Origin of the sequence: Kitasatospora sp. NPDC101176 (assembly GCF_044768035.1) — a bacterium.
Lineage (GTDB): Bacteria > Actinomycetota > Actinomycetes > Streptomycetales > Streptomycetaceae > Kitasatospora.
Window position 1 is genome coordinate 117,977 of record NZ_JBIWPA010000006.1, and the last position, 19,696, is coordinate 137,672.

The 19,696-nt window shown below is 69.4% G+C and carries 19 protein-coding genes; 18 read left to right on the forward strand and 1 reads right to left on the reverse strand.

The window, feature by feature from the left end:
* Positions 1–121 precede the first annotated feature (121 nt).
* The 10 genes from rpsL to ACIRS1_RS12170 all read left to right on the forward strand — a co-directional run bounded on the left by rpsL (position 122) and on the right by ACIRS1_RS12170 (position 10,984).
* A complete protein-coding gene (gene rpsL / locus ACIRS1_RS12125; RefSeq protein WP_360209123.1) occupies positions 122–493 on the forward strand; it encodes a 30S ribosomal protein S12 in 372 nt (123 codons plus the stop codon).
* A 2-nt stretch (positions 494–495) separates the two neighbouring features.
* Complete coding sequence (rpsG, locus tag ACIRS1_RS12130; RefSeq protein WP_030055803.1) at positions 496–966, forward strand: 30S ribosomal protein S7; 471 nt, start codon at positions 496–498, stop codon at positions 964–966.
* Positions 967–1,005: 39 nt separating this feature from the next.
* The gene (fusA, locus tag ACIRS1_RS12135) at positions 1,006–3,111 is read left to right on the forward strand and encodes an elongation factor G (protein WP_360209121.1); all 2,106 of its coding nucleotides are present in this window, start codon (positions 1,006–1,008) and stop codon (positions 3,109–3,111) included.
* A gap of 234 nt (positions 3,112–3,345) precedes the next feature.
* Positions 3,346–4,539, forward strand: coding sequence for an elongation factor Tu (tuf, locus tag ACIRS1_RS12140; RefSeq protein WP_326846505.1), 1,194 nt, complete (start codon positions 3,346–3,348; stop codon positions 4,537–4,539).
* A 187-nt stretch (positions 4,540–4,726) separates the two neighbouring features.
* Positions 4,727–5,686 carry a glycosyltransferase family 2 protein gene (locus ACIRS1_RS12145; RefSeq protein WP_402838779.1) on the forward strand — a complete coding sequence of 320 codons (960 nt, stop codon included), beginning with the start codon at positions 4,727–4,729 and terminating at the stop codon, positions 5,684–5,686.
* A complete protein-coding gene (locus ACIRS1_RS12150; protein WP_402838781.1) occupies positions 5,683–6,108 on the forward strand; it encodes a GtrA family protein in 426 nt (141 codons plus the stop codon). The genes ACIRS1_RS12145 and ACIRS1_RS12150 overlap by 4 nt, the downstream gene beginning before the upstream one ends.
* A gap of 173 nt (positions 6,109–6,281) precedes the next feature.
* A complete protein-coding gene (locus tag ACIRS1_RS12155) occupies positions 6,282–8,357 on the forward strand; it encodes a hypothetical protein (RefSeq protein WP_402838784.1) in 2,076 nt (691 codons plus the stop codon).
* A gap of 124 nt (positions 8,358–8,481) precedes the next feature.
* A complete protein-coding gene (locus ACIRS1_RS12160) occupies positions 8,482–9,813 on the forward strand; it encodes a hypothetical protein (RefSeq protein WP_387901118.1) in 1,332 nt (443 codons plus the stop codon).
* A 107-nt stretch (positions 9,814–9,920) separates the two neighbouring features.
* Positions 9,921–10,610 (forward strand): glycosyltransferase family 2 protein, encoded by a 690-nt coding sequence (locus ACIRS1_RS12165; RefSeq protein WP_360209108.1) that lies wholly within the window; start codon positions 9,921–9,923, stop codon positions 10,608–10,610.
* A complete protein-coding gene (locus ACIRS1_RS12170; protein ID WP_360209106.1) occupies positions 10,607–10,984 on the forward strand; it encodes a DUF2304 domain-containing protein in 378 nt (125 codons plus the stop codon). The genes ACIRS1_RS12165 and ACIRS1_RS12170 overlap by 4 nt, the downstream gene beginning before the upstream one ends.
* Positions 10,985–11,087: 103 nt before the next feature.
* Here the strand turns inward: ACIRS1_RS12170 and ACIRS1_RS12175 are convergent, their stop codons facing one another.
* Positions 11,088–12,842, reverse strand: coding sequence for a hypothetical protein (locus ACIRS1_RS12175; protein ID WP_402838787.1), 1,755 nt, complete (start codon positions 12,840–12,842; stop codon positions 11,088–11,090).
* A gap of 422 nt (positions 12,843–13,264) precedes the next feature.
* Here ACIRS1_RS12175 and ACIRS1_RS12180 point away from each other — a divergent pair, with 422 nt between their 5' ends.
* The 8 genes from ACIRS1_RS12180 to rpsS all read left to right on the forward strand — a co-directional run bounded on the left by ACIRS1_RS12180 (position 13,265) and on the right by rpsS (position 19,688).
* Positions 13,265–14,158 carry a glycosyltransferase gene (locus ACIRS1_RS12180; RefSeq protein ID WP_360209101.1) on the forward strand — a complete coding sequence of 298 codons (894 nt, stop codon included), beginning with the start codon at positions 13,265–13,267 and terminating at the stop codon, positions 14,156–14,158.
* A gap of 146 nt (positions 14,159–14,304) precedes the next feature.
* Positions 14,305–16,125 (forward strand): hypothetical protein, encoded by a 1,821-nt coding sequence (locus ACIRS1_RS12185; RefSeq protein WP_402838789.1) that lies wholly within the window; start codon positions 14,305–14,307, stop codon positions 16,123–16,125.
* A 417-nt stretch (positions 16,126–16,542) separates the two neighbouring features.
* Entirely contained in the window at positions 16,543–16,851 is a 309-nt protein-coding gene (rpsJ, locus tag ACIRS1_RS12190; protein WP_012785157.1) for a 30S ribosomal protein S10, read from the forward strand.
* Positions 16,852–16,865: 14 nt separating this feature from the next.
* On the forward strand, positions 16,866–17,513 hold the full coding sequence (rplC, locus tag ACIRS1_RS12195) for a 50S ribosomal protein L3 (protein WP_153460994.1): 648 nt from the start codon (positions 16,866–16,868) through the stop codon (positions 17,511–17,513).
* 4 nt (positions 17,514–17,517) lie between these two features.
* Positions 17,518–18,195, forward strand: coding sequence for a 50S ribosomal protein L4 (gene rplD / locus ACIRS1_RS12200; RefSeq protein ID WP_360209095.1), 678 nt, complete (start codon positions 17,518–17,520; stop codon positions 18,193–18,195).
* Positions 18,195–18,512 (forward strand): 50S ribosomal protein L23, encoded by a 318-nt coding sequence (rplW, locus tag ACIRS1_RS12205; protein ID WP_030280768.1) that lies wholly within the window; start codon positions 18,195–18,197, stop codon positions 18,510–18,512. Before rplD ends, rplW begins: the two co-directional genes overlap by 1 nt.
* 46 nt (positions 18,513–18,558) lie before the next feature.
* Positions 18,559–19,395: a 50S ribosomal protein L2 gene (gene rplB, locus ACIRS1_RS12210; protein WP_360209092.1), complete on the forward strand. Its 837-nt coding sequence runs from the start codon at positions 18,559–18,561 to the stop codon at positions 19,393–19,395.
* Positions 19,396–19,406: 11 nt separating this feature from the next.
* Positions 19,407–19,688, forward strand: coding sequence for a 30S ribosomal protein S19 (gene rpsS / locus ACIRS1_RS12215; RefSeq protein ID WP_030232469.1), 282 nt, complete (start codon positions 19,407–19,409; stop codon positions 19,686–19,688).
* The last annotated feature ends 8 nt before the right edge of the window (positions 19,689–19,696 follow it).

Consider the following 19,696-nt stretch of genomic DNA (forward strand, 5'->3'; position numbering starts at 1 on the left):
GGGATTCCGTGTCGGAATAAGCCCAACACACCCGACCGCGTGGGTCGACCACGGGGCCGTGTGTGAGGGATCACCGCAGGTTAGTTCCACCAAGCCTTGGCACACAGAAAACGGAGAAACGGTGCCTACGATCCAGCAGCTGGTCCGAAAGGGCCGGCAGGACAAGGTCGAGAAGAACAAGACTCCCGCGCTGAACGGCTCCCCGCAGCGCCGTGGGGTCTGCACGCGTGTGTACACGACCACCCCGAAGAAGCCGAACTCGGCTCTCCGCAAGGTCGCCCGTGTGCGCCTCACCAGCGGGATCGAGGTCACCGCTTACATCCCGGGCGAGGGCCACAACCTGCAGGAGCACTCCATCGTGCTGGTGCGCGGTGGTCGTGTGAAGGACCTTCCTGGTGTCCGCTACAAGATCATCCGCGGTTCGCTTGACACCCAGGGTGTCAAGAACCGCAAGCAGGCTCGCAGCCGCTACGGCGCCAAGAAGGAGAAGTAAGAATGCCTCGTAAGGGCCCCGCCCCGAAGCGCCCGGTCATCATCGACCCGGTTTACGGCTCCCCGGTCGTCACCCAGCTGGTCAACAAGATCCTGCTGCACGGCAAGCGCTCCACCGCCGAGCGGATCGTCTACGGCGCCCTCGAGGGCGTCCGTGAGAAGACCGGCTCGGACCCGGTCGTGACGCTGAAGCGCGCGCTGGAGAACGTCAAGCCGGCCCTCGAGGTCAAGTCCCGCCGTGTCGGTGGCGCGACCTACCAGGTTCCGGTCGAGGTCCGTCCGGGCCGCGCCAGCACCCTGGCGCTGCGCTGGATGGTCGGTTACTCCCGCGCCCGTCGCGAGAAGACCATGACCGAGCGCCTGATGAACGAGATCCTCGACGCCAGCAACGGCCTGGGCGCTTCCGTGAAGCGTCGCGAGGACACCCACAAGATGGCCGAGTCCAACAAGGCCTTCGCGCACTACCGCTGGTAGTCCGTACCCCGTCACTAGACAGAGAGAGAACGAGCCACCATGGCTGCAACCTCCCTTGACCTCGCCAGGGTCCGCAACATCGGGATCATGGCGCACATCGACGCGGGCAAGACCACCACCACCGAGCGGATCCTGTTCTACACCGGTGTCTCGTACAAGATCGGTGAGGTCCACGATGGCGCTGCCACCATGGACTGGATGGAGCAGGAGCAGGAGCGCGGCATCACGATCACGTCGGCCGCGACGACCTGTCACTGGACGGTCGACGGCGTCGACAACACCATCAACATCATCGACACCCCGGGTCACGTCGACTTCACCGTCGAGGTGGAGCGTTCGCTGCGCGTCCTCGACGGTGCCGTGACGGTGTTCGACGGTGTCGCCGGTGTCGAGCCCCAGTCCGAGACCGTGTGGCGGCAGGCTGACCGCTACAGCGTCCCGCGCATCTGCTTCATCAACAAGCTGGACCGCACGGGCGCGAACTTCTTCTTCTGCGTCGACACCATCGTGGAGCGCCTCGGCGCGACCCCGCTGGTGATGCAGCTCCCGATCGGTGCCGAGGCGGACTTCAAGGGCGTCGTCGACCTGGTCCGCATGAAGGCCCTGGTCTGGTCCGCCGAGGCCGCCAAGGGCGAGATGTACGACATCGTCGACATCCCGGCCGAGCTGCAGGAGCAGGCGAACGAGTACCGCGAGCGTCTCCTGGACGAGGTGTCGAACGTCAGCGATGACGTGATGATGCTCGCCATGGAGGGCGAAGAGGTCCCCGAGGAGCTGCTCTACACGGCGATCCGCAAGGGCACCCTGGAGTCGGCCTTCACGCCGATCTTCTGCGGCACCGCGTTCAAGAACAAGGGCGTGCAGCCCCTGCTCGACGCGGTCGTCAAGTACCTGCCGTCGCCGCTGGACATCGAGTCGATCGAGGGCACCAAGCCCAACGACCCGGAGACCACGATCTCCCGCAAGGCCTCGGACGACGAGCCGCTGGCCGCGCTGGCGTTCAAGATCATGTCCGACCCGCACCTGGGCAAGCTCACCTTCGTCCGGATCTACTCCGGCCGCCTGGAGTCCGGCACCTCGGTGCTGAACGCCGTGAAGGGCAAGAAGGAGCGCATCGGCAAGATCTACCGCATGCACGCGAACAAGCGTGAGGAGATCGAGTCGGTGGGCGCCGGCGACATCGTCGCCGTCATGGGCCTGAAGCAGACCACCACCGGTGAGACGCTGGCCGACGAGAAGAACCCGGTCATCCTGGAGTCCATGGACTTCCCGGCCCCGGTCATCCGCGTCGCCATCGAGCCCAAGTCCAAGGGTGACCAGGAGCGTCTGGGTATCGCCATCCAGCGCCTCGCCGAGGAGGACCCGTCCTTCCAGGTCAACACGGACGAGGAGACCGGCCAGACCATCATCGCGGGTATGGGCGAGCTGCACCTCGAGGTGCTGGTCGACCGTATGAAGCGTGAGTTCAAGGTCGAGGCCAACGTCGGCAAGCCGCAGGTCGCGTACCGCGAGACGATCCGTCAGGCCGTCGAGCGCATCGACTACACCCACAAGAAGCAGACCGGTGGTTCCGGTCAGTTCGCCAAGGTGCAGATCGCGATCGAGCCGATCGAGTCCGGCGAGGGCTACGAGTTCCAGAACCTGGTCACCGGTGGCCGCGTTCCGCGCGAGTACATCCCGTCGGTCGACGCCGGTGCGCAGGAGGCCATGGAGTTCGGTGTGCTCGCCGGCTACCCGCTCCAGGGTGTCCGCGTGAAGCTGCTCGACGGCCAGGCCCACGACGTGGACTCCTCCGAGCTCGCGTTCAAGATCGCCGGTTCCATGGCGTTCAAGGAAGGCGCGCGGAAGGCCAAGCCGGTCCTCCTCGAGCCGATGATGGCCGTCGAGGTCACCACGCCCGAGGACTACATGGGCGACGTGATCGGCGACATCAACTCTCGCCGTGGCCAGATCCGGTCCATGGACGAGCGTCACGGTGCCCGCGTCGTCACGGCGCTGGTGCCGCTCTCCGAGATGTTCGGCTACGTCGGTGATCTGCGCAGCAAGACCTCTGGTCGCGCGAGCTACTCGATGCAGTTCGACTCGTACGCCGAGGTGCCGAAGGCCGTGGCGGAGGAGATCATCGCCAAGGCCAAGGGCGAGTAAGGACCGGCACCAGCCGGTTCCCTACCCGAGGCCGCGAACGTCCCGACATTCGGGACGATTGCGAACCCTTAGGCTATTAGGAGGCGTCCCGGGAGGATCCGGTCGGATTCTCCCGGGTGCCTCCGGCCCCCACCCGCGGGACGGTGCGGAGTGCTCAGGCACCCCGGGCCCAATCCCGATCAAAGACCAACTGACGTCAGCACGGCGTACAGAACTGTCCTCAGGAGGACTGCAGTGGCGAAGGCGAAGTTCGAGCGGACGAAGCCCCACGTCAACATCGGCACCATCGGTCACATTGACCACGGTAAGACGACCCTTACCGCGGCCATCACCAAGGTGCTGCACGACGCGTACCCGGAGATCAACCCCTTCACGCCGTTCGACCAGATCGACAAGGCGCCGGAGGAGCGGCAGCGCGGTATCACCATCTCGATCGCGCACGTCGAGTACCAGACCGAGGCGCGTCACTACGCCCACGTCGACTGCCCGGGTCACGCGGACTACATCAAGAACATGATCACCGGTGCGGCCCAGATGGACGGTGCGATCCTCGTCGTCGCCGCCACCGACGGCCCGATGCCGCAGACCAAGGAGCACGTCCTCCTGGCCCGCCAGGTCGGCGTCCCCTACATCGTCGTCGCCCTGAACAAGGCCGACATGGTGGACGACGAGGAGATCCTGGAGCTCGTCGAGCTCGAGGTCCGTGAGCTCCTCTCCGAGTACGAGTTCCCGGGCGACGACCTGCCGGTCGTCCGCGTCTCCGCGCTGAAGGCGCTGGAGGGCGACAAGGAGTGGGGCGAGAAGCTCCTCGGCCTGATGCACGCCGTCGACGAGGCCATCCCGACCCCGGCCCGCGCCGTGGACCAGCCGTTCCTGATGCCGATCGAGGACGTCTTCACGATCACCGGTCGTGGCACCGTCGTCACCGGCCGCATCGAGCGTGGCATCCTCAAGGTCAACGAGACTGTCGACATCATCGGCATCAAGGAGACCAAGACCACCACCACGGTCACCGGCATCGAGATGTTCCGCAAGCTGCTCGACGAGGGCCAGGCCGGTGAGAACGTCGGTCTGCTGCTCCGTGGCATCAAGCGCGAGGACGTCGAGCGCGGCCAGGTCATCATCAAGCCGGGTTCGGTTACCCCGCACACCGACTTCGAGGCCCAGGCCTACATCCTGTCGAAGGACGAGGGTGGCCGCCACACCCCGTTCTTCAACAACTACCGCCCGCAGTTCTACTTCCGTACCACGGACGTGACCGGCGTCGTGACCCTCCCCGAGGGCACCGAGATGGTCATGCCGGGCGACAACACCGGCATGACGGTCGCGCTGATCCAGCCGATCGCCATGGAGGAGGGCCTGAAGTTCGCCATCCGTGAGGGTGGCCGCACCGTCGGCGCCGGCCAGGTCACCAAGATCATCAAGTAATCGGTGTTCTGACCTGCCTGCACCGCTCAGGCGAACCGAAGGGCTCCGCACACGCGAGTGTGCGGAGCCCTTCGGCCTTCATCCGGCCCTCACCCGCCCCCGGGTCGCTCTCACGGGTCGCTCATGGCCGGCTGTTATTGTCGGGCCACCGTCCAGCCCCGCCGTCGCGGAAAGTGGGATCCAACGCATGCCTACGGCACCACTGTTGTCGGTCGTGATGCCGATCTACAACGAGCAGGAGGCGCTCCCGTTCACCGTCGAGCGGCTGCGGCCGATCCTGGACGGGCTCGGGACCGACTACGAGGTCGTGGGCGTCGACGACGGCAGCACGGACGCCACGCCCGTCCTGATGCAGAAGATCCGGCAGGACTGGCCGGAGTTCCGCATCGTCCGCTTCGCCCGCAACTCCGGGCACCAGGCCGCGCTCACCGCCGGCATCCACCGGGCCCTCGGCGACTACGTGGTGAGCATCGACGCCGACCTGCAGGACCCGCCGGAGAAGATCCCGGAGATGCTCGACCTGGCTCGCGAGCAGGGCTTCGACGTGGTCTACGGCGTCCGCGGGGACCGCGGCACCGACACCGCCTTCAAGCGCCGGACGGCCGGCGCCTACTACTGGCTGATGCGCCGACTGGTCGGCAAGCGGATGCCCAACCAGGCCGGCGACTTCCGGCTGCTCAGCCGCGCGGCCGTGGAGGCCCTCAAGCAGCTGCCCGAGCACCAGCCGGTCTACCGGCTGCTGGTGCCGTGGCTCGGCTTCCCCAGCGGCGAGGTGGTGTACGTCCGCGAGGAGCGGGTGGCCGGCGGCACCCACTACCCGCTGTCCAAGATGCTCCGGCTGGCGCTGGACAGCGTCACCAACTTCTCCGCCGCCCCGCTGCGGCTCGCCACCTGGCTGGGCCTGGTGAGCTTCGTGGTCTGCATCGGCCTCGGGGTCTACACCACCGTCTCCTACGTGCTCGGCGCGACCGTACCGGGCTGGGCGTCGCTGTTCATCGGCATGCTGTTCATCGGCGCCGTGCAACTGATCTGCGTCGGACTGCTGGGGGAGTACGTCGGCAGGATCTACTCGGCGGTGCAGGCCCGGCCGACCTACTTCGTCGGCTACGACTCGGCCGAGGACGACGAGCGGGGCCGGGGCCGGTGACCGTCGTCGAGGAGGGGACGTCCGAGCCCGCTCCGCCGACCCGCCGTCAGCTGCCGTCCTTCCTGGTCATCGGCGCCCTCAGCACCCTCTTCTACCTGGGGCTCTTCGTCGCCGCGCGGTGGTTCACCGACCCGCAGGCGGCCAACCTGATCGCGCTGGCCGTCAGCGCGGTGGCCAACACCGCGGCCAACCGGCGGTTCACCTTCGGGGTGACCGGCGCGCAGGGGATGGTCCGGCACCAACTGCAGGGCGCGGTGGCCTTCCTGATCGGACTCGGCCTCAGCGCGGGCGTACTCGCCCTGCTCGACCAGGTCGCGCCGGACGCCTCCCGACCGGTCGAGGTGGCCGGACTGGTCGTCGCCAACGGCCTCGCCACGGTGGCCCGCTTCGTCCTGCTGAAGGTCTGGGTGTTCCGCGGCTGAACGGCGTTGCTCCGGACGGTTCGCAGACCGTGCACCCGGGGCCCTGAGCCGCTGTCGGCAAGGGCCTACTCGGTATGCTGGGCGCTCGTAGCCTGCCCGCTCACGGTAGAGGAAGTCCGCACCCGGCTGGGGGAGACGGGCGGCAGGGACTCCGACCGAAGGGGCACGGCACCGTGTCGACCGTACATTCCACGCCCGAGCGCGAGCGCGAGGCCTCGCGACCGACCTCGCCGCCGGGGCCGCCACCCGCCCCGACCGGCGGGGGGCGGCCCGGCCGCCGCAGCCCGCTCGTGCTGGCCGGGGGGCTCGTACTGTCCTGGCTGGTGCCGGCCGGGCTGGTCACGCTGCACCTGGGCGTGGTGCTGCTGCCGCTGCTGCTGCTCGCGATAGCCGCCGTGATCAGGGTCGGCGGCGTGCTGCTGGACCGGCTGTTCGTGGCCGGGCTGCTGCTGGCCGGCTCGGTGCTGACCTTCGGTCTGCTCTTCTCGCTCTGGCCGTGGGGCCTGTCGCCGATCCCCACCACCGGTCTGATGTTCAGCGTGGTGACGGTGGCGGCCTGGGCCGCCCGCCGCGCGCCGCGGCTGCCGGTGCGCTTCCGCTGGTCCGACCTCCTGGTCCTGGGCACCGGCTACGGCATCTGGCACTACCTCTTCCACCCCGTCGCGGGGACGTCGGCGGCCGAGCGGGTCGCGCTGTTCGCCACCTCCGAGGACCGCCTCGCGCACTTCTCCTTCTTCTCCGGCATCCAGGGCGTCGGCGGCTTCAACTTCCTCCACCAGGAGGCCGCCCGGAACTTCCTGATCCCGCCGTCCGAGGTGACGTACCCGCAGGGCTCGCACTTCCTGCTGGCCTGGGTCGACGCGGTGGTCCACTCCGGCGCCGACCCCGGCGACATGCTCTACACGATGAACCGGTACTTCCTGTACCTGCTGCTGGCCTACGCGCTGTTCTGCGCCGCGCTGGTCTGGGCCGCCCGGTGGATCGCCGGGCCGCGGCTGTACGGGTGGCGGTGCGCCGCGGTGTGCGCGAGCGTCGGCGCCCTCATGTTCGCGAGCAACTACACGGACCTGCTGATCCACGGCTTCGACTCGACCTTCATCGGCCTGCTGCTGATCGCGCTCGCGCTCGCCGTGCTGATCCGCCCCGCGATGGGCCCCGTCGAGTTCCTGCTGGCCGCCTCGGCCGGTCTGATCACCGTCACCTACACCTACAACATCTACGGCGCCTTCGTGGGGGTGGCCCTGCTGGGCGCGGTGGTGGTGCACCGGCGCAGGCTCCCGTGGAGCTGGTGGTGGACCGCCGGCGCGCTGGCGTGCGCGCTGGGCGTGGCGGCGCTGCCGAGCGTCCTCTCGCTGATGGGCGACCTGGACGTGGCCGGCGCCTCGAACATGAGCGGCCCGAGCGTCGAGGCCGACCGCGCGGTGCTGATCGGCGGCGGGCTGCTCGCCCTGCTCGCCGCGGCCATGCCGCGCTACCGCAGGACCGCCTCCGGCCAGGCCCACCTCGCGGTGCTGCTCGGCACCGGCGCGCTGCTCAGCGCCTTCGCCGCGTACCAGCTGCACAGCATCGGGCGGTACTCCTACTACATCCACAAGATGACGGCCGTCGGCGTCGTGGTCAGCCTGATCTCGCTCGGCGCCGTCGGGATCGCCCTCCAGCCCGCGTACCGGGGGAGCGCCCGCACGCTGCGGCGGCGGGCCGGCGAGCTGGTGGCCTCCGGGCTGGCCGTGGCCGCCGCGCTCAGCCTCTTCGCCAACGTGCAGTGGGGCTTCCTGACCACCGAGGACAACCCGTCGGCGTGGTCCGGCAACCGGCTGGTGGTCTGGGGGCGCGGCGAGTTCAAGGGGGACATGGGCCCCAAGGGCGCGGCGGCGCTGGACATCCCGAGCGCGGGCCCGGTCATCGTGCTCTTCGCCAACGACGACTACAAGAACCTCAAGGCCACCTGGCTCGCCTCGCTGATGAACCGGCGCGGCGGCGACATGGCGGCGCTCTACGACATCCACTGGGTGTCGATCGGCGGCCCCCAGGTGAAGGAGGAGGACTACCAGAAGTCGATGGGTCGCCTCAAGGGCGCCATCGCCAAGCTCCCGGCCGCGCCGGTGCGGCCGACCATCGTGACCGCGGACCGGTCGGTGGGCGAACGGATCAAGCGGGACCTGGCCGCGGCCGGTGTCACGGTGACGGTGCTGAGCGATCCTCAGAACCTCTGGACGGAGCCGTGGGGCCGTACCTTCCCCGGTGGCTGACGGTGGGACCCACCGTCATCGGATGTTCACGCCCACCCGCTACTATTCACAGCAATCGCACGGCCGGGCCGGCCTCGTGCGGAGACGTGTGGCAAGGTCGGCCGATGAATTCGGTGATCATGTGATGAAGAACCCGATCGCCAAGCTGCTTGGGGTCCTACCCCCGGGGGCGCGGCTCGTGGTCGGTGGGACGGTCGTGCTCGGCGCCTCGGCGTACGTCTACATGGCGCTCGTGGGCTACAGCCTCGGGACGGCCGGCGCAGCCAGGGTGACGATGCTCTGGACCATCGTGATGTCGATCGGCTGGGGCCTGTTCCAGCCCGTCGAGCTCGAACTGACGCGCCTGGTCGCCGCCCGCAAGGTGGCCGGGCACGGCGCGCTGCCGGCGGTCCGGCGGATGCTGCTGCTCGCCCTGGCCATCCTCGCGGCGGCCTGCGCCCTGCTGGCCGCCGCCGCCGGCCCGATCGCCGACCAGCTGTTCGGCGGCGACCGCACGCTCGTGGTGGCGCTCGCCGGCGGCATGGCGGGCCTCGCGGTGAGCTCGGTCTCCCGCGGCGCGCTGGCCGGCCTCGGCCTGTTCGGGCCCTACGGCACCCAGCTGGCCGTCGACGGCGCCCTGCGCATCGGCCTGGCCGCGCTGACCGCCGCGATCGGACTGCACTCGGCACTGGCCTTCGGCCTGATCCTGGTGGTCGCCCCCGTCGCCGCCTCACTGATCGGCCTGCGCGGCATCCTCGCGGACCGCGCGCCCGGGCCCGAGGTCGCCTGGCGCCAGCTCACCGGCGGCCTCGGCCTGCTGATCGCCTCCGTGATGCTCAGCCAGCTGGTGGTCAACGCGACCGTCGTCTGCGTGCGCCTGCTGGCGCCGAAGCACTCCGAGGCCTCCGACGCCCTGGTCTTCGCCCTCGGCCAGGCCGTGGTGATGGCCCGCGTCCCGCTCTTCGCCTACAGCGCCCTGCAGGCCTCGATGGTCTCCGCGCTCTCCGGCGCCGCCGCGGCCGGCGACCACGCCGAGTTCCGCAAGGTGCTGACCCGCACCACCGCGATCGTCGCCGCGATGTGCATCGGCGGCGGCCTGCCGGTGATCGCCCTCGGCGCCTGGCTCAACCCGCTGCTCTTCAACGCCAAGGACCTGCTCGGCCCGCTGGACTTCGCGTGGCTCGTCCTCGGCACCCTCTGCTACGTCCTCGCGACGGTCTTCGGCCAGGCGCTGATGTCGAGCGGGCAGCACCGCCGGCAGCTGGTGGGCTGGTCCGCCGGTTCCGTAGCATTGGTAGCTGTCGCGCTCGCCCCCGGCGCCGTCGGCGTGCGCGCCGAGCTCGCGTACCTCGCCGGAGCGCTGGTCAGCGCCGTCCTGATGCTCTGGTCGCTGTACCGGGCGTTCCCCTCGCGTCCCGCCCCCGGGCACACCGGGCTGGACGACCGCGGTGCGGCCGAGCCGCTGCGGACCTCGTGAGGGCGGGGGACGTGACCGTGATTGGCCGACGACGCCCGTGATCACCACCGACGACAGACAGACCCAGGCACGCGCCGCCGTGCCGTTCGCCAAGCATGGAGCCCCCTGTGTCCGAGTATGACAACGTCTGGCTGGTGATCCCGGCCTACAACGAAGGCCAGGTGATCGCCGACGTCGTGGAAGGGGCACGCAAGACCTTCCCCAACATCGTGGTGATCGACGACGGCTGCACCGACGACACGGCCAAGCACGTCATGACGACCGGCGCGCACCTGGTGCGCCACCCGGTCAACCTGGGCCAGGGCGCCGCCCTGCAGACCGGCCTGCGGTACGCCCTGGAGCAGGAGGGCGCGGAGTACTTCGCCACCTTCGACGCGGACGGCCAGCACCAGACGGCCGACGTCGAGAAGATGGTCGCGCTGCTGCGCGGGGGCGAGGCCGACATCGTGCTCGGCTCCCGCTTCATCGAGCAGACCGGCCAGGTGCCGTGGATCAAGCGGGTCGTGCTCCGCACCGCCGCGGCCGTCAGCCCGACCGCCCGCAAGCTCAAGCTGACCGACGCGCACAACGGCCTGCGGGTGATGAACCGCGAGGCCGCCAGCCGGATCCGGATCACCATGAACGGCATGGCGCACGCCTCGGAGATCGTTTCCTTCCTCGCCGGCTCGGACCTCCGGGTCGCCGAGGTCCCGGTGGACATCCTCTACACCGACTACTCGCGCGCCAAGGGCCAGTCCCTGATCAACGGCGTGAACATCCTCTTCGACATCTCGCTGCGGGAGCGTAACCGCCGATGAATCACCTCTGGATTCAGCTGATCCTCGTCCTGGCCGCGGTGGCCATGGCCCTCCTGTTCGTCCGGCGCTGGGACGCCGCGAACACCCGGGCGTGGAAGCGCATCGCCTTCGCGCTGTTCGTGATCGCCAACGTGATCGCGATCCTGTGGCCGGCCGGCGTCACCAAGCTGGCCACCGCGCTGGGCGTGGGCCGCGGCACCGACCTGGTGCTCTACCTGATGGTGATCGCCATGGGCTTCCTGACGCTCAACACCTACCTGCGCTTCCGCTCGCTGGAGAAGAAGCTCACGGACCTGGCCCGTACGGTCGCCATCACCGAGGGCGTCCGCCACAACAACGACCGCCTCGACGCCCCGGTCGGCTCCGACCGCTGACCCGCCTCCCGCGGCGAGGGCCGAGGGCCGGGCGCCCGGCACCGACGGCCGAGGGCCGGCAACCCCGAACGGGGTGCCGGCCCTCAGCCGTGTCCGGGGGCGCTCAACCCCGGACCAGGGCCTCCAGCAGGGTCTCCGGCCGGCCGGCCCCCTTGGTGGTGGTGGGGGTGGGCTTGGGGGCGTGCGGGTACGGGCTGCCGCCCTCCTGGCAGCTCAGCACCCGGTACTCGGGCTTCTGCTGGTTCTCCTGGTCCTTCCTGATCTTCGCGGCCTGGTCGAAGACCGCCGGCGGCACCGGGTCGACGCACTGCGCGGCGTCCGCGTAGGGCGAGCAGACGCCGTTCAGCCCGCGCAGGACCTGGGCGGTGTGGGCGAGGTTGCCGGTGCTGTCGATCCGGGCGGCGGGCTCGGGCATGTACCGGCTGCCGGTGGAGGAGCCGGCCATGCCGATCAGCAGGCCGAGCGCGCACAGCGAGGCCAGCGCGTAGCGGCGGGGCGTGCGCCCGGGCCGCTCGGGGTGCTCCCGGGGAACGGTCCGGTGCCGCCGTTCCAGGAGGCGCTCGACGCCGAGGAACAGGGCCAGGCCGGTGAGCACCACGAAGCAGTAGAGCAGCTGCTGGTTGGTGCGCGGGTAGAGCATCACCGCCTGGTCCTTCCACATGTGGGAGGCGTACCAGTAGCGCATCAGGAAGGCGCTCGCCGCGGCGGCCGCGGTGGCCAGCACCACGGAGTTGCGCGGGCCGACCACGAGCGCGGCGGCGGCCCCGACCAGCAGCACGACGGCGAACAGGCCGACGCCGCCGATCTCGCCGGGCTGCGGCCAGGCGCCGAGCCCGAGGCCGCCGGGCATGTCGCCGCCCCACATCGTGAAGTAGCTGGGCTCCGTGTAGACGTCGAAGTAGCAGTAGCGGTCGACGGCGCCGCCCGCGGAGGAGAGGAACCGGGTGAGGTAGAAGCCGGACACCGAGACGAAGACCGCGCCGGCCGAGCCGACCAGCAGCAGGGCCGTCACCAGGGCGGGGGTGCCGTGGGTGCGCCACTGGCGGACCAGCAGGACGACGCCCATCAGCACCAGGCCGGCCGCGGACCAGACGAACCAGCCCGAGTACAGCAGGAACAGCAGCCCGAGCACCGCCCCGACGACGGCGCCCAGGACGGCCGCGCGGCGGCGGCCGAGGAGCTGGGAGCGCTGGATCAGCTGCAGCAGCTTGGCCAGCACCGGCAGCAGCCCGACCAGCACGATCGTGGTGTACGGCTTGTACGGGTCGGCCAGCGGGAGCGAGGCGGTGACGCCGATGCCGAGGGCCCACAGCGGGGGGAGGATGAGCCGCCAGGCCACGTAGGCCGTCGGTCCGAGCAGCGCGATGAACACCAGGCTGACGATCTTCAGCGCGTGGCCCGGGTCGCCGTCGGTGAAGTGCCGGGTGTACCAGCCGAGCAGGTGGGGGAAAAGCGGCGGGTAGGTGTCGTCGATCGGCTGGCCGTGGATGATGTTGAAGGCCCAGCCCTGGAGGACTCCGGCGTCGCCGCCCTGACCGCCGAGCGGCCAGGGGGTGCCGCGGAGTGCGAGCGAGACGGCCGCGGCGAGGACGCCGCTGGAGAGGCCGGCGAATATCGCGGCACCGAATTGCAGCGGGAGCACCGGCCACCGGCGCATCACGAGCAGCAGAAGTCCGACGGTGCCGCCCATCGCGAGCAGCAGGACGAGTTGCAGACCGGCGAGTCCGCTGACCTGACCGACCCGCACCATGGGATCGACGTGGACGAACCGGGCCGTCCAGGTCATGAGCAGGGCGGCGGACACCCCGACGAGTCCCTCGACCGGGAGCCACCAGGCTGAACTCTGACGCCCGTTCATCCGTTGAACGGGAGGGGGAGTCACCGGTATCGCATGCGACCGCCGAGGCCTATTGGCGTGCTGCGGAACGCTGATGGTCATCGAGTGGAGCCCTTCAGAACCCGGATCGCCGGGGGCCGACATGTCGCTCCGAAGGTATCCTATTGGTCCAGACCACCTTTGCGAAGGTGTGGATGTTTTGAAAACGGGGGAAATCCGGACATCGCCGGGACGATTCATTTCCGGGTCGCCCGCCGGACGCATTTCCGTGCGCCGGAATTTCCCTTTCGGGCCCCTTGCGCCGCGGTTCGCCCGGGCTCCGGGCCCGGGTGGGCGGACCGGCCGACGCACCGGCCGGGCAAAGCTGGTTGACTTGGCTCGCCCTGCGGCCGCGGCCGGGCGGCACCGAAGCATGATCCAGGACCAGGAGGTGCGGCGCCGTTATGAGCGTCGATTTCGTCATCCCGTACTACGGCGACCCGGAGTACCTGTTCGCCACCATCGACAGCATCCGGGCCCAGCACCAGCAGGACTGGCGGCTGACCATCGTGGATGACCAGTACCCGGGCACCCGGGCGCTCGAGTACATCGAGAGCCTGGACGACGAGCGGATCCGGTACGTCCGCAACGAGGAGCGGCTCGGCCCGAACGGCAACACCTACAAGGCCTCCACCCTGGCCGAGCGCGAGTTCGTCTCGATGATGGGCGCCGACGACCTGCTGGAGCCCGACTACCTGGACGTCGTCCTGGAGCGCCTGCGGGCCGACCCGACCGCGATCGCCGTCCAGCCCGGCGTGCGGGTGATGGACAGCGACGGGAACCTGGTGCCCGCGCTCGGCATCGGCGACAAGGTCAAGCGCCGGATCAGCGCCCCGGCCCGCAAGGCCGGCGTGATCGGCGGCGAGGCCGCGGTGAAGAGCCTGCTCTCCGGCAACTGGCTCTACACGCCGTCGCTCACCTACCGCCAGTCCGCGCTGTCGAAGATCCCGTACCGCCCGGACATCGACGCCATCCACGACCTCGCCTTCATGGTCGACATGCTGATGGAGGGCGGCAACCTGCTGGTCGACGAGCGCGAGGTGTTCCGCTACCGCCGTCACCAGGCCAGCGACTCCTCGAACCGGGTCAAGGACGGCAAGCGCTTCGACGAGGAGCTGCGCTACTACACGCTGATCTCCAAGGAGCTGCGCGCCAAGGGCTGGACGGCCGCGGCCCGCTCGGCGGACCTGCACCTCTCCTCCCGCCTGCACGCCCTGATGGTCGCCGCCGGGCGCCTCGGCGCGGGTGACTTCGCCCACGCCGGCGCCATGGTCGGCCGCGCCGTCCGCAGCAGCTGACCAGGCACTGGGCGGCCGTCGCGGGCCGACGTCCGGAGCCCGGGCTCCGGACGGCGGTTTTATGATGACCGCTGTTCTCCGATCGCCGACCACCACGCCACTCCATGCCACTCACCGGACGTGGCCACCGCACGGAAGTGACTGACATGACTGATCTGGCCACCAGCCCGGTCGGCGGCTCCCAGGCGGAGTCCCGACAAGCGGAGGGCGCGATCTCCGCCCGCCTCGGGCGCATGGACGGCCTGCTGGCACGGCCCTGGGCGGTGCGCTCGGCCGAGGCCCTGGTCTCGATCGTGGCGGCCTTCGTCTTCACGCTGCTCTGCACCCGCATCAACGTCAACCCGCTCAACCGGGTCGGTCAGGTCAGCGGCCTGGCCATGGTGCAGAAGTACGCGGCCGTCGTGGGCCTGCCCGTCCTCGGGGTGCTGCTCTACGCCGCCTACCGGGGCAGCCTGGCCCGCTACCAGGTGCTCCAGCGGCTGGTCTGCGCGGCCGTCGCAGGCCTGGCCACCGGCGTGGTCGCCGGCGGCATCGCGGTGGCGCTGAACGGCACCGACTGGGGCCTCGGCGGCCAGGAGGGCGACCCGGGCAACCTCATGGGCATGGCCAACGACATGCTGCGCGGCCAGGGCCTGCCCGGCGTCTACCCGCCCGGCTTCCCGGCCGTGCTGGCGGTCTGGTCGAAGCTGTTCTACGGCGGCGTCGGCGGCGTCGGCTACGCCATGAAGGACGTCCAGCTGATCTGCAGCGCGCTGGTCGGCCCGATGGCCTACCTGTCCTGGCGCCTGCTGCTGCGCCCGGTCTGGGCGCTGCTGATCGCCGTCCCGGCGGCGATCCTCTTCCTGGACCCGATCCGGCCGTACAGCCACGTCACCATGCTGGTCATGGTGCCGATGCTGGCCGGGGCCCTGCGCGAGCTGCGCCGGGCGCACGAGCTGAGCACGCGCTCCACCGTGCTGCGCGGGGTCGGCTTCGGCGCCTCCTTCGGCGTGATGTTCCTCTGGTACTCGGGCTGGTTCGTCTGGGCCGCGCCGGGCGTCTTCGTCCTGACGCTGTTCCTGGTGCCGTGGCGCCGGGGTGCCGCCCGGGTCAAGCGCGCGCTGCTGTTCCTGGCCGCGACCCTGGTCAGCGCCGGCGTGGTGGGCTCGCCGCTGCTGTACGAGCTGGTCAAGGGCGGCGCCCAGGCCACGGACCGGTACGCCTACCTCTCGGTGTACATCGACCCGGCGTACATCATGAGCTGGGCCTCGGACCGCAACGGCGACCTGACGTACCACAACTTCCCCTGGCACGGTGAGCTCGCCGGGCAGAGCGCCTACACGCTGATGCTGCTGGCCGGCGTCGCACTGGCGCTCGGCCTCGGACTGCGCAGCATCACCGTCCGGACCACCGCGGCGACCCTGATCAGCGCCTGGCTGCTGCGCTTCTACTTCGCCTCGCACCTGGCCAAGGACAAGGCCGTCATGCTGTACCCGCGCACCACCTGGATCATCCTCTACGCGCTGATGATCCTCGCGGTGCTCGGCCTGATGTTCGTCGTCCAGCGGGGTGCCGGCTGGCTGCGGACGGTGCAGCGCGTCGGCACCGACGGCGGGCCCGTGCCGCTGACCCTGCGCCCGGCCGTCACCGGCCGGCTGGTCGCCGGCGCGGTCTGCGCGGTGGCGCTGTTCGCCACCATGGCCGCCTCCTGGTCGGCGGACCGCTACATGCCGACCACCAAGCCGGAGTTCGTGCCGACGGCCGACGCCAAGGGCATCGACATGGGTGCGGACGCCTGGCGCGCCCACATCCTGGTGAACCGCGACGGCAAGTGCCCGAAGTACGACCCGGCCGGGCCGACGGACTGCGCGCCGGTGAACAAGCAGCTCAAGGAGTACAACAACGAGCCCGACAAGGGCCGGCTGTGGTGCGCCAACGTGACCGGCGAGGAGTGGGCGCTCACCTGCGGCAGCAAGCGGCCCTGGTGACGCCGGGGCCCGGCGCCGCGCGCCGCTGAGGACGGTCACCCGAACGGGGCCGGTGAGGGAGACCTCACCGGCCCCGATTGGCATCCGGGCTGCTCCATGTGGCAGTATGTCCAAGTTGCTCGGTTGAGTGCCGATGCTGCGCGCCTCCCGCCGGGAGGACCGGAAGCGAGTCCCACGTACTCGTCGTTCCCGTGATGGCCGTTAAGCGTGAAGTCGACGCCACGGCAGCTGCGGGGCGAAAGTACGGGAATCTTCCGGGAAGCGTACGCGGGGCCTCGATCCGGCACCCTCCACCCCGGAAAGTTTGAAACCGACGAGTTCTTCGCCGGTTTTTTGCAAGCGCGAGTGCGACACGCCCGAGCGCGGGGGTCGGATGGAAGTCGCGTAGCAATTAAGACAAAGGACTACTGAGTAGCCATGGCGGGACAGAAGATCCGCATCCGGCTCAAGGCCTACGACCACGAGGTCATCGACTCCTCGGCGAAGAAGATCGTCGAGACGGTGATCCGGACTGGTGCGCAGGTCGCAGGCCCGGTGCCGCTGCCCACTGAGAAGAACGTGTACTGCGTCATCCGCTCGCCGCACAAGTACAAGGACTCGCGCGAGCACTTCGAGATGCGTACTCACAAGCGTCTGATCGACATCCTCGACCCCACGCCGAAGACGGTTGACTCGCTGATGCGTCTCGACCTGCCGGCCGGCGTCGACATCGAGATCAAGCTCTGAGAGGCGCACCGAAGATGGCTAAGCAGATTAAGGGCATCCTGGGCGAGAAGCTCGGCATGACCCAGGTCTGGGACGAGAACAACCGGGTCGTCCCGGTGACCGTCGTCAAGGCTGGGCCCAATGTCGTGACCCAGGTCCACACCGCCGACAGCCCGGCCGGCTACGACGCCGTCCAGATCGGCTTCGGCGAGATCGACCCCCGCAAGGTGAACAAGCCCCTCGCGGGTCACTTCGCCAAGGCCGGTGTCACCCCGCGCCGCCACCTGGTCGAGCTCCGTACCTCGGACGCGTCCGAGTACACCCTGGGCCAGGAGATCACCGCCGAGCTGTTCGAGGCGGGTGTCAAGGTCGACGTGACCGGCACCTCCAAGGGCAAGGGCTTCGCCGGTGTCATGAAGCGCCACAACTTCCGTGGTCTCGGCGCCGGTCACGGCACCCAGCGCAAGCACCGTTCGCCCGGTTCCATCGGTGGCTGCGCCACCCCGGGCCGTGTGTTCAAGGGCCTGCGCATGGCTGGTCGGATGGGTCACGAGCGTGTGACCACCCAGAACCTGACCGTGCACGCGGTCGACGCGGAGAAGGGTCTGCTGCTCATCAAGGGCGCCGTCCCGGGCCCGAACGGCGGCCTCGTCCTCGTCCGCACCGCGGCGAAGGGGCTGTGAGGAAATGAGCACCATTGACATCCTGTCGCCGGCTGGCGACAAGACCGGCAGCATCGAGCTGCCGGCCGAGATCTTCGACGCGAAGGTCAGCGTTCCGCTGATGCACCAGGTCGTCGTGGCGCAGCTCGCTGCGGCCCGTCAGGGCACCCACAAGACCAAGACTCGTGGCGAGGTCCGCGGTGGCGGCAAGAAGCCGTACCGCCAGAAGGGCACCGGCCGCGCCCGTCAGGGCTCGACCCGTGCGCCGCAGTTCGCCGGCGGTGGCGTCGTGCACGGTCCCGTGCCGCGCGACTACTCGCAGCGGACCCCGAAGAAGATGATCGCCGCCGCCCTGCGCGGTGCGCTCACCGACCGGGCCCGCCACAACCGCATCCACGTCATCACCGACGTGACCGCGACCGAGGCGCCGTCGACCAAGGCCGCCAAGAGCCTGTTCGGCAAGATCACCGAGCGCAAGAACGTCCTCCTGGTCGTCGAGCGTTCGGACGAGCTGGGCCTCAAGTCCGCTCGCAACCTGCCGCACGTGCACATCCTGGACGCCGGTCAGCTGAACACCTACGACGTGCTCGTCTCCGACGATGTGGTCTTCACCCAGGCCGCCTTCGAGCGTTTCGTGGCCGGTCCGGCCGCGTCCGCCAAGGCCGTTGCCGCTGAGGGCGAGCTCGAAGGGAGCGCCGCCTGATGAGCGACGTTACGAGCAAGACGTTCACGGACCCCCGTGACGTCCTGGTGAAGCCGGTCATCTCCGAGAAGAGCTACAGCCTTCTCGACGAGAACAAGTACACGTTCATCGTGTCGCCGGGCGCCAACAAGACCCAGATCAAGCAGGCCGTCGAGGCGGTCTTCTCGGTCAAGGTCGAGGCTGTCAACACGATCAACCGTCAGGGCAAGCGCAAGCGGTCCAAGACGGGCTTTGGCAAGCGCAAGGACACCAAGCGCGCCATCGTGACGCTGGCCGAGGGCAACCGCATCGACATCTTCGGTGGTCCGGTCTCCTGAACAAGGAGATCGTGATCGTCGATTAGGACGAGGACGAGAGAGCCAAATGGGCATCCGCAAGTACAAGCCGACTACGCCGGGCCGTCGTGGCTCCAGCGTGGCCGACTTCGTAGAAATCACGCGGTCCACGCCGGAGAAGTCGCTGGTTCGCCCCCTGCACAGCAAGGGCGGCCGTAACAACGCCGGTCGTGTCACCGCTCGCCACCAGGGTGGCGGTCACAAGCGCGCCTACCGCGTGATCGACTTCCGTCGTCACGACAAGGACGGCGTGCCGGCCAAGGTCGCGCACATCGAGTACGACCCGAACCGCACCGCGCGCATCGCGCTCCTGCACTACGCGGACGGCGAGAAGCGCTACATCATCGCGCCGCGCGGCATCACGCAGGGCGACCGGATCGAGAACGGCGCTGGCGCCGACATCAAGCCGGGCAACAACCTGCCGCTGCGCAACATCCCGGTCGGTACCACCATCCACGCGGTTGAGCTGCGTCCCGGCGGCGGTGCCAAGCTGGCCCGCTCCGCCGGCTCCGGCATCCAGCTGCTGGCGCGTGAGGGCAAGATGGCGCACCTGCGCATGCCCTCCGGTGAGATCCGCCTGGTCGACGCCCGCTGCCGCGCCACCATCGGCGAGGTCGGCAACGCCGAGCAGTCGAACATCAACTGGGGCAAGGCCGGCCGTATGCGCTGGAAGGGCGTCCGCCCGACCGTGCGTGGTGTCGCCATGAACCCGATCGACCACCCGCACGGTGGTGGTGAGGGTAAGACCTCCGGTGGTCGCCACCCGGTCTCGCCATGGGGTAAGCCCGAGGGCCGTACCCGTCGCCCGAACAAGGCGTCGGACAAGCTCATCGTGCGCCGCCGCAAGACCAACAAGAAGCGCTAGGAGCAGGTCAGATGCCGCGCAGTCTCAAGAAGGGCCCCTTCATCGACGGCCACCTCATCAAGAAGGTGGACGTTCAGAACGAGGCGGGTACCCAGAACGTCATCAAGACCTGGTCCCGTCGTTCCGTGATCTCCCCGAGCATGCTCGGTCACACGATCGCGGTCCACGATGGCCGCAAGCACGTCCCGGTGTTCGTCACCGAGTCGATGGTCGGCCACAAGCTCGGCGAGTTCGCTCCGACCCGCACGTTCCGCGGTCACGTCAAGGACGACCGCAAGTCGAAGCGTCGCTAAGTCGCCTG

Excerpts from the sequence above, each read along its gene's own strand:
- ACIRS1_RS12145 (WP_402838779.1), top strand. The coding sequence starts at position 4,727 with ATGCCTACGGCACCACTGTTGTCGGTCGTGATGCCGATCTACAACGAG.
- rplC (WP_153460994.1), top strand. The coding sequence starts at position 16,866 with ATGGCTAAGCAGATTAAGGGCATCCTGGGCGAGAAGCTCGGCATGACC.
- rplW (WP_030280768.1), top strand. The coding sequence starts at position 18,195 with ATGAGCGACGTTACGAGCAAGACGTTCACGGACCCCCGTGACGTCCTG.
- rpsS (WP_030232469.1), top strand. The coding sequence starts at position 19,407 with ATGCCGCGCAGTCTCAAGAAGGGCCCCTTCATCGACGGCCACCTCATC.
- ACIRS1_RS12180 (WP_360209101.1), top strand. The coding sequence starts at position 13,265 with ATGAGCGTCGATTTCGTCATCCCGTACTACGGCGACCCGGAGTACCTG.
- rpsG (WP_030055803.1), top strand. The coding sequence starts at position 496 with ATGCCTCGTAAGGGCCCCGCCCCGAAGCGCCCGGTCATCATCGACCCG.
- ACIRS1_RS12175 (WP_402838787.1), bottom strand. The coding sequence starts at position 12,842 with ATGAACGGGCGTCAGAGTTCAGCCTGGTGGCTCCCGGTCGAGGGACTC.
- ACIRS1_RS12170 (WP_360209106.1), top strand. The coding sequence starts at position 10,607 with ATGAATCACCTCTGGATTCAGCTGATCCTCGTCCTGGCCGCGGTGGCC.
- fusA (WP_360209121.1), top strand. The coding sequence starts at position 1,006 with ATGGCTGCAACCTCCCTTGACCTCGCCAGGGTCCGCAACATCGGGATC.
- rplD (WP_360209095.1), top strand. The coding sequence starts at position 17,518 with ATGAGCACCATTGACATCCTGTCGCCGGCTGGCGACAAGACCGGCAGC.
- ACIRS1_RS12160 (WP_387901118.1), top strand. The coding sequence starts at position 8,482 with ATGAAGAACCCGATCGCCAAGCTGCTTGGGGTCCTACCCCCGGGGGCG.
- rpsJ (WP_012785157.1), top strand. The coding sequence starts at position 16,543 with ATGGCGGGACAGAAGATCCGCATCCGGCTCAAGGCCTACGACCACGAG.
- rplB (WP_360209092.1), top strand. The coding sequence starts at position 18,559 with ATGGGCATCCGCAAGTACAAGCCGACTACGCCGGGCCGTCGTGGCTCC.
- ACIRS1_RS12185 (WP_402838789.1), top strand. The coding sequence starts at position 14,305 with ATGACTGATCTGGCCACCAGCCCGGTCGGCGGCTCCCAGGCGGAGTCC.